Source organism: Micropruina sp., assembly GCF_047607385.1.
Taxonomy (GTDB): Bacteria; Actinomycetota; Actinomycetes; order Propionibacteriales; family Propionibacteriaceae; genus Micropruina.
On sequence record NZ_JASGDE010000187.1, the window covers coordinates 52,241 to 61,060 of the forward strand.

The 8,820-nt window shown below is 69.0% G+C and carries 9 protein-coding genes; 8 read left to right on the plus strand and 1 reads right to left on the minus strand.

Features of this window, described 5'->3' with window-relative positions:
• The first annotated feature begins 99 nt into the window (after positions 1-99).
• From QM582_RS16395 to QM582_RS16425, 7 genes are all read left to right on the plus strand, one after another.
• On the plus strand, positions 100-648 hold the full coding sequence (locus tag QM582_RS16395) for a nucleotidyltransferase family protein (RefSeq protein ID WP_415086187.1): 549 nt from the start codon (positions 100-102) through the stop codon (positions 646-648).
• Positions 649-733: 85 nt separating this feature from the next.
• Positions 734-1,417: an aspartate/glutamate racemase family protein gene (locus tag QM582_RS16400; RefSeq protein WP_415086201.1), complete on the plus strand. Its 684-nt coding sequence runs from the start codon at positions 734-736 to the stop codon at positions 1,415-1,417.
• Between the two features lie 2 nt (positions 1,418-1,419).
• Positions 1,420-2,250 (plus strand): hypothetical protein, encoded by an 831-nt coding sequence (locus tag QM582_RS16405; RefSeq protein WP_415086189.1) that lies wholly within the window; start codon positions 1,420-1,422, stop codon positions 2,248-2,250.
• 145 nt (positions 2,251-2,395) lie between these two features.
• Positions 2,396-3,301 carry a DMT family transporter gene (locus QM582_RS16410; protein ID WP_415086190.1) on the plus strand — a complete coding sequence of 302 codons (906 nt, stop codon included), beginning with the start codon at positions 2,396-2,398 and terminating at the stop codon, positions 3,299-3,301.
• Positions 3,302-3,814: 513 nt separating this feature from the next.
• Positions 3,815-4,330, plus strand: a complete 516-nt coding sequence (locus tag QM582_RS16415; RefSeq protein WP_415086192.1) for a SigE family RNA polymerase sigma factor — start codon at positions 3,815-3,817, stop codon at positions 4,328-4,330.
• Positions 4,327-5,349, plus strand: a complete 1,023-nt coding sequence (locus QM582_RS16420; RefSeq protein WP_415086194.1) for a hypothetical protein — start codon at positions 4,327-4,329, stop codon at positions 5,347-5,349. Before QM582_RS16415 ends, QM582_RS16420 begins: the two co-directional genes overlap by 4 nt.
• 142 nt (positions 5,350-5,491) lie before the next feature.
• A complete protein-coding gene (locus QM582_RS16425) occupies positions 5,492-6,016 on the plus strand; it encodes a hypothetical protein (RefSeq protein ID WP_415086196.1) in 525 nt (174 codons plus the stop codon).
• A 49-nt stretch (positions 6,017-6,065) separates the two neighbouring features.
• Here QM582_RS16425 and argS read toward each other — a convergent pair whose 3' ends face one another.
• Positions 6,066-7,709 carry an arginine--tRNA ligase gene (gene argS, locus QM582_RS16430; protein ID WP_415086198.1) on the minus strand — a complete coding sequence of 548 codons (1,644 nt, stop codon included), beginning with the start codon at positions 7,707-7,709 and terminating at the stop codon, positions 6,066-6,068.
• Positions 7,710-7,893: 184 nt separating this feature from the next.
• On the opposite strand from argS, the gene QM582_RS16435 reads away from it, so the two are divergent.
• Positions 7,894-8,715, plus strand: coding sequence for an aldo/keto reductase (locus QM582_RS16435; protein ID WP_415086199.1), 822 nt, complete (start codon positions 7,894-7,896; stop codon positions 8,713-8,715).
• Positions 8,716-8,820: the final 105 nt, after the last annotated feature.

The following is an 8,820-nucleotide window of genomic DNA, read 5'->3' on the forward strand; positions in this document are numbered from 1 at the left end:
TCGGGTGTGGGTTCCGCCCACTCGGGTGTGGGTTCCGCCCACTCGAGCGCAGTTTCCGCTGGCTGGGGCGATGGGTCTCGGGCGTCGGGTGACGGCGCGGTGGTCGGCATCGTGCTGGCGGCCGGTGCCGGGGTTCGGGCCGGGGGTCCGAAGGCGCTGCGCCGCACGGCGTCCGGGACTCCCTGGGTCGAGGCCGTGGTCCGGCGGCTGTTCGACGGCGGCTGCACCGACGTGGTCGTGGTGCTCGGCGCCGCAGCGACCGCGGCTCGGGCGCTGCTGCCGGCGTCCGCGTCCGCGGTGATCTGCGAACGCTGGGCGGACGGGCTGTCGGAGTCGCTGCGCACCGGCATCGCCACGGCCGGCCGGCTGCAGCCGACGCCGGTGGCGGCGGCGATCACCCCGGTCGACATCCCCGACGGCGATCCGGCGACACTGCGCCGGCTGCTGACCCTGGTGAGCCTGGACTGCCTGGTCAGGGCGTCCTTCGCGGGGCGTCCGGGACACCCGGTGCTGATCGGACGCCACCATTGGCGCCGATTCGCCGACTCGCTCAGCGGCGACTCCGGCGGTGCCGGCTATCTGCAGGCCCACGGCGTGACCACGATCGACTGTGGCGATCTGGAGTCGGGCCAGGACGTCGACCGCTGACCCGGTGACCCGGTCGCCGGCCATGCCGACCCTCCTGGCGGCGGTGTACATGGCGTCCACAACGCGTAACCATGGGGACGTGAAGATGATCGGTGTGCTCGGCGGCATGAGTTGGGAGTCCTCGCTGGACTGGTACCGGATGGCGAACGAGCAGGTTCGCGACCGGCTCGGCGGCTACCACTCGGCACCGATCCTGCTGGACTCGCTCGACTTCGCCGAGATCGAGGCGCTGCAAGCCGCCGGGGACTGGGACGCCGCCGGCCGCATCCTCGCCACGCATGCGCAGGGCTTGGAGGCCGCCGGGGCCGGCCTCGTGGTGCTGTGCACGAACACGATGCACCTGGTCGCGGACCAGATCACCGCCGCCATCGGCGTCCCGTTCATCCATATCGGCGACACCACCGCCGCGGCGATCACGGCGGCGGGCATCGGCACGGTGGGGCTGCTGGGCACCGCGTTCACGATGGAGCAGGCGTTCTACCGCGACCGGCTGAGCGGGCACGGCATCGCGTCGTTGATCCCGAACGATGCGGACCGGGCGACGGTGCACCGGATCATCTACGAGGAACTGGTGCAGGGCATCGTCACCGAGGAGTCTCGGCAGGTGTACCGGGACGTCATCGGCCGGCTGGTCGACGCCGGAGCCGAGGGCATCGTGCTGGGCTGCACCGAGATCGAACTCCTCATCGGCCAGCCCGACTCACCGGTGCCGGTGTTCCCCACCACCGCGCTGCACGTCACCGCGGCGCTGGTCGCGGCCGAGGAATGAGCATGCGGCTGCTGTTCGTCACCGACCTGAACTACCAGGCGGCCGGCCGTCGCTACTGCGATGAGGACATCGCCCTGTCCGGCGAGCTTGGCGAGCACTTCCACGTCGCGTTGTGCCACCCCCAGGACGCCGCCACATTCATGGACGGCGCCGACGTCGTGCTGGTGCGCAACACCGGGCCGGTGGCCGAACACCTCGACGCCTACCACGCCTACCGTGCGCGCGCCGTCGAGCTGGGCGTGCCCCTGTACACCGAGCCGATCGGGAAGGGGGACCAGGCGGGCAAGCAGTACCTCGTCGACCTCACCGCGGCCGGCTACCCCGTCATCCCGACCGTCGACGACGCCGCGTCCATCGATCGGCTGCCCGCCGCCGAGCAGTACGTGGTGAAGCCGAAGCAGGGTGCCGATTCCGTCGGGCTGCGATTCGTCCGCCGCGCCGAGGCCGAGACGGTCGACGAGCCGGACGTGCTGATTCAACCGCGGATCGACTTCGGCTACGAGGTGTCGTTCTACTACGTCGATCACGCGTTCCAGTACGCGCTCTACGCCCCCGACCCGAGCCGACGGTGGCGGCTGGAACTGTACGACCCGACGCCGGCCGATCTGGACTTCGCGCAGCGCTTCATCGACTGGAACGCCATCGAGCACGGCATCCAACGCGTCGACGCCTGCCGCACCCGCGACGGTCACCTGCTCCTGGTCGAGTTGGAGGACCTCAACCCCTATCTCTCCCTCGACCGCACCGCCCCCGACACCCGGACGGCGTTCGTGGCGGCGCTGGTCCGCTCACTCCACGACTACGCCACCGGTGAGAGCCTGAGATACACCTGACCACGCCCTGGCCCGATAACGATCGTTTCTGGAGCTGAGCCGCCGCACGGCGGGCAGCCCCCTGATCCTTCAAAGCGTCCTGTGAGACGCTACGGAAGTGCGGAAGCGGGAGAACTAGTTGAACCGATCTGTTCGCGCCGGCGTCGTGGCGGCGATCGTGACCGAGCTGCTCTACGGATGCTCGTTCGTTTTCACCAAGGACATCACCTCCACGATCAGTCCCGTCACGTTGCTGGCATGGCGGTTCGGCGTTGCCCTCCTCGTCCTGCTGGCGCTTTGGGCCTGCCGGATTGTGCGGTTGACCCTGACCAGATCGACGATGAAGCCCCTCCTGCTGCTGGCTGCGTTCCAACCGGTTGCCTACTACCTCGGAGAGACCTTCGGAGTCGCGCAAACCAGTGCCTCCGAAAGCGGACTGATCTTGTCCGCGATTCCGGTCGTGAACCTCCTTGCTGCCGCGATCGTGCTGAAAGCTCGACCATCGAGATGGCAGGTCGTGGGGATCTCGGTCACCCTTGCCGGCGTCATCGCCACGGTCGCGGCAGGAGGGGTGACGCTCGGCGCTCAAACCTTGGGCTACCTGCTGCTCGCCGGGTCCGTGGTTGCGTTCGCCCTCTACACGGTCTTTGCCGAGCGCTATGCCCACGCAAGCGACCTGGACAAGACGTTCGTCATGATCGCTGCCGGTGCCGTGACGTTCTGCACGATGGCCGTCATCGGCCACGCCAGCGCCGGATCCATGGACTATTTCCTCTCGCTTCCGCTGGCCCGGCCCGACTTCGTCATCGCGGTCGCCTATCTCGCGATCGGCTGCACCATCGGCGCCTTCTTCCTGCAGAACTACGCGATCAGCTCGATCGGCTCAAACCGCTACTCGACCTTCATCGGAGTATCGACAGTCGCCGCACTCGTGTCCGGCGCTGCACTCCTGGACGAACGACTGTCGGTCGTCCAGTGGCTCGGCGGCGCAGCCATCCTGGTGGGCGTCTATCTAGCGAATAAACCGGGTGCGGACAAACCTGCGGCTCTCTCGAACCAGCCAGCTCCCTAGGGCGTGTTACGGAAGTCGGGTTCGATCAGTTGAGCGGGGTATCCGCGCCCGGTCCGGCAAGGCCGAGGAGGGCGTCATACCGGGTCGTATGGCAACTGACGAGAACGCAGCCGGTCGGGATGCGGGACCCCGCGAGCCGGACCGGACTTCCGTAACAGGCCCTAGCCCGCCGGCACCAAGCCACGATCGCTGAGATCGTTACGGCCGGTTGCCCGGCTCAGCACCTCCAGGCGAACCTTGAGGTCGTCGGGGAGCCGGATACTCACCACGCTTGTGGACATGTCAACACCATGTCCCCACCGTGGCCGGACGGACAAGCCTTCACTCCTGCGTCGGTCGCCGACGTCACCCGAGCGGCCCGAAAGGAATCGTTTTCTCCCCGGCCGCCGTGAGCGCGGCAGCCGCCGACACCGTGGAGCCTCGCCGCTGCTACGAATTTTCAGCAGTTTCTCCCGCCGCGCAACCATTCGGGTCTCTGCTGCGTAGAGAGGGGTAGTCGATGGAGGAGAACGCATGGTCGGGTTCGGCGCCACGTCGCGTCGGGAAGCGGAGTTCACCGCCTTCGTGGCGTCCGCGTCCCGCTATCTGGCGCGGACGGCGTACCTGCTGACCGGCAGCCAGGATCTCGCCGACGAGCTCGTCCAGGAGGCGTTGACCAGGACCTATGCCGCCTGGGACCGGGTGCGGCTGGACGATGCGACCAGCTACGCCCGCCGGGTGCTGGTCAACGTCAGCATCGACCATCGGCGGCGCCGGCGTCCGATCCCGGTCGAGTGGGCGGCCGAGCGTCCGTCCGGCGAGTGGCCGCAGAGTCGGGTCGACGATCGCGACGAGGTGGCCCGGATGCTCGCCACGCTCACCCCCAAGCAGCGCCGGATCGTGGTGCTGCGCTACTTCGACGACTACACCGAGGCACAGACCGCCGAGTGCCTCGGCATCACCGTGGGCGCGGTCAAATCGGCCTGCTCCCGGGCACTTGCCGGCCTGCGCGACGCCGTCGCCTCGACGACCGAAGGAGCCGAATCATGACCATGCTCGAGGAACGCCTTCGCGCCGGACTCCGCGACCTGGCCGACGACAGCACGTCGACCGTCGAACTGGACCGGGTCATCGCCGCCGGCAACGGCCGTCGGAGCGGACGCCGCAACCGGCAGATCGTCGCCGGCGCAGCCGCCACCGCGGTAGCGCTGCTCGGCTGGTACGCCGTCGCGCCGCATCCGGTCACCGGCGTCCCTCCGGTGCCCTACGCGAGTCCCTTGACCGCCGAGCCGGACGAGGTGGCGAGCTTCGGCGTCCCCACCGACTCCGCGGGCGAGTTCCACCCGCTGCGGGTCGCGGTCAGGCGCTCCGGTGACCAGTTGGTGCTGAAGGTGAGGGGGCTGTCTGACGGACGGTGGGACGGCGGCCGTGAATACACGGTCCCGGCCGGCAAGTACGCCACCGTCACGATCAGCAAGCTGCTGGTGCTGGCGGTGATTCCGGAGACCACCCGCAGCGTCGTCCGGCCGGACTACCCGCAGGCGGTCGCGATCGCGCTGCCGCAGCAGGGGCTCACCCTGGTCGCCACCTGGACGCCGCGCCCGACCGAGAAGTCGCTCCCGCTGGTGTGGCGCGGCCTCGACGGCACGGTTCGCAACAGCCTGAGCACGGTCGTCCCGAGTGCTCGGCTGTCGACTTCGACAAGCACCATCACCGTCTTCGACGACCCCGATCTGCACGGCTGGGGGATCTTCCCCGATCAATCGCAGGGCTTCTCCGGCGCGTCCGCCGATCCGCTGCGCGCCGAGGTTCGGCTGACGATTCCGACCCTGGGCCGGGCCGCCGTCGGACTGCTGCCCGACGGAGCGACAGAACCGGCGCTGACTCCGCTCGCCACGAACGACCGCTATGCCTTCGGGACGATGCCGGACGGCCGCATCTGGTACCTGATCCAGCACGGCGAGACGGCGGCGGCGTTCGATGCCGGACCGCGGCGGCTGGTGAAGACGATCAGCTACCTGGACGCCTCCGGCGCGCGGGTCGACTATCGACCCCGGCTGGTGGGCTGACGGCCTCCTAAGCTCCTGTCATGACGGCGTCGGAGAGGCTTTGCGTCCGGAACCGGGTACGGGATGAACCGCAGCCCGATTGCCCCGGCGGGCTGATGACCGGCAGGCCGTCATGAGGGTGTGGGGATCCCGCTCCTGGCGGGTGAGCATCGATACGGCACCGCTATTGCCGCACGCACTGCTGTGCGTCCGCGACGCCGGCGGACTCGCTGTCGACGACCCGAGCGTGCCGCCACCGTTGTTGACGGCTCCCCCGCCGCTGGAGACCACCACGACCGGCAGGGAATGGATGGCGCACTGGCAGCGCACGCTCGCGGCGTCCGAAACCTTCGAGACGATCAACCGCCGTGTCGATGCGTTCCTTGACGACTTCGGCGACAAACCCTTGCGCTGGGCGTCGACGCAGATCAAGCACCGGACGCCGTTCCCGCCGACAGCCGATTTCGGCATCCATGGCGCGATCCGGCGCTTGCAGCGCGACTACGGCAGCCGGCTCGACGCCCTGGACGTCGCCGTCCTCGGCCTCGCGGTCACCGGCGACTGGCGGCATGTCTCACCGCAGGGCGAGGTCGTGCTGGCCTCCTGGGACGCCTTGGCCACCGCCAAGCAGTGGATGACGGACGCCCTGCGTCCCGCTGCCGAACGCGCCGGTTCCACCCCGAAATGATCGATCGGGATCGGGCACCGTCTGCCGTGCCCGATCCCGATCGATGCTGCTACATCCTCTCGGGCGCAACGATGCCGAGCAGGTACAGACCCTTGCTGAGCACCGTCCGGGTGGCCGCGCAGATCGCCAGCCGGGACGTCCGCACCTCGCCCTCGCTCTTCAGCACCGGGCACTGCTCGTAGAAGGTGCTCAGCGCGGTGGCGGTGTCGAACAGATAGGTGCACAGCTTGTGCGGCTGCAGGCTGGTGGACACCTCGTCCACGATCTCGCCGAACCGGGAGAGCAGCAGCGCCAGCGCCTGCTCGGCCGGGTCGTCCAGCACGGTGACGCCGTCGGACGCCCAGCCCTCGGCGTCCGCCTTGCGCAGGATGCCGCTCACCCGGGCGTGCGCGTACTGCAGGTAGGGCCCGGTGTTGCCGGTGGTGGCGACCATCCGGTCGGCGTCGAAGACGTAGTCCTTGTGCAGCGAGGTGGACAGGTCGGCGTACTTCACCGCGGCCATCGCGATGTCGGGCGCGGCAACGTCCTCGGCCAGGTCGAGCAGGGTGTCCAGGGTGACGGTCTTGCCATCGCGGGTCTTGAACATCTTGCCGTCCGGTCCGAGCACCGAGCCGAAGCCGACGTGCTCCAGCACGCCACCCTCGGGCACCCAACCGGCCATCCGTGACACCGCGAACACCTGGGCGAAGTGATGCGCCTGGGGCGAGCCGACCACGTAGATGCAGCGATCGGCGTCCAGGGTGCCGAACCGGTAGCGGACGGCGGCCAGGTCGGTCGCGGCATAGCCGTAGCCGCCGTCGGTCTTGCGGACGATCAGCGGCGCCTCGTCGCCGGGCACGAAGACCACCAGGGCGCCCTGGTCGACCACGGCGATGCCGGCGGCGGACAGGTCGTCGGCGACCCCGGCCAGCAGGTCGTTGTAGATCGACTCGCCGGCCAGGTCGTCGTCGGTGAGCAGGACGCCGAGCCGGCGGTAGGCGGCGTTGAAGCCGGCCTTGGACACCTCGATCAGCGAGCGCCAGATCGACCGGGTCTGCTCGTCGCCGGACTGCAACGCCACCACCCGGCGGCGAGAGGCGTCCGCGAACGCCTCGTCGGAACGGAAGTGCTCCTGGGCGCGCCGGTACAGCGCCACCGACGAGTCGAGGTCGAGCGTGTCGGCGTCGATGCCCTCGAACAGGATCTGCTCGACCAGCATGCCGAACTGGGTGCCCCAGTCGCCGATGTGGTTCTGCGCGATCACGGTGTGGCCCTGGGCGCGCAGCACCCGGGCGAAGCAGTCCCCGATGATGGTGGAGCGCAGGTTGCCGACGTGCATCGGCTTGGCCACGTTGGGCGCCGAGTAGTCGATCACCACCCGCTGCGGCTGGTCGGCCTGCTCGATGACGGCGTCCGGGTCACGCAGGATGCCGGTGACCACGCCGGCGAGCACGTCGGAACGCAGCCGGATGTTGATGAAGCCCGGACCGGCCACCTCGAGCGGCTCGCACAGGTCGGCGACGTCCGCCTCGGCGACGATGCGCTGGGCGATCTCCCGCGGCGGCTTGCCCTCGGCCTTGGCCAGGCGCAGCGCCACGTTCGACTGGAAGTGCCCGAACTGCGGCTTGGTGGCCGGACGGAGCTCCGGGTCGACCCCGGTGACGGCCTGGAAACGATCGGTCAGCAACGCGGGCAGGGAAAGCACGGTGTCCATCTTCCCGCGGCCGGTTCGGCTTGTCGAAACGTGGTCGCCCCTCGGGCTCGGCCTTAGGGAACCGCAGGTTAGGCGGCCAACCGATCGTGCCCTACCTGCGGAACCTCTTACTCCCCGTTCGCGGGCCGGCGGGACGCGTCCGGCGTAGGCTCGTCCGAGACCCAGCACCCGATCGAGGAGCAACGTGAGCGTTCCCACCATCACCCTCAACGACGGCAACCGCATTCCCCAGTTCGGTCTCGGCGTGTTCCTGATGCCGCCGGAGCAGACCAAGGAGCATGTGGCGTTCGCCCTGGCCAACGGCTACCGGCACATCGACACCGCCGCGATCTACGGCAACGAACGGGAGGTCGGTGCCGCGATCGCCGAGTCGGGGATCCCGCGGGAGGAGATCTTCGTCACCACCAAGTTGTGGAACAACCGCCAGACCGACGCACCGGCCGCGCTCGCCGAGTCGCTGGAGAAGCTCGGCCTGGAGCAGGTGGACCTGTACCTGATCCATTGGCCGACGCCGGAGTTCGACACCTACCTGCAGGCCTGGCACAGCCTGGAGCAGTTGCAGGCGCAGGGGCTGACCCGCTCGATCGGTGTCTCCAACTTCCACCAGCAACACCTGCAGCGGCTGATCGACTCCAGCGACGTGGTGCCCGCGGTGAACCAGATCGAGGTGCACCCCAGTTTGGCGCAGTTCGAGCTGGTCGACGTCAACACCCGGCTGGGCATCGTCACCGAGGCCTGGAGCCCGCTCGGACGGCGGGCCGACCTGGACAACGCGGTGATCACCGGCATCGCCGACCGGCTCGGACGGACGCCGGCCCAGGTGATCCTGCGCTGGCACGTCCAGCGCGACATCGTGGTCTTCCCCAAGGCGTCCAGCCCCGAGCGGCTGCGCGAGAACGCCGACATCTTCGACTTCGAACTCACCGCCGACGACATGCGCGCCATCGACGGTGTCGACTCGGGAAACCGAGTCGGCTCCAACCCGGAGACCTTCAACCGCAGCTGAGATCCACCGGGGACGGTTCTCGCTGGTCGGGGACGGTTCTCAACGGTCGGGGACGGTTCTCAACGGTCGGGGACGGTTCTCAACGGTCGGGGACGGTTCTCAACG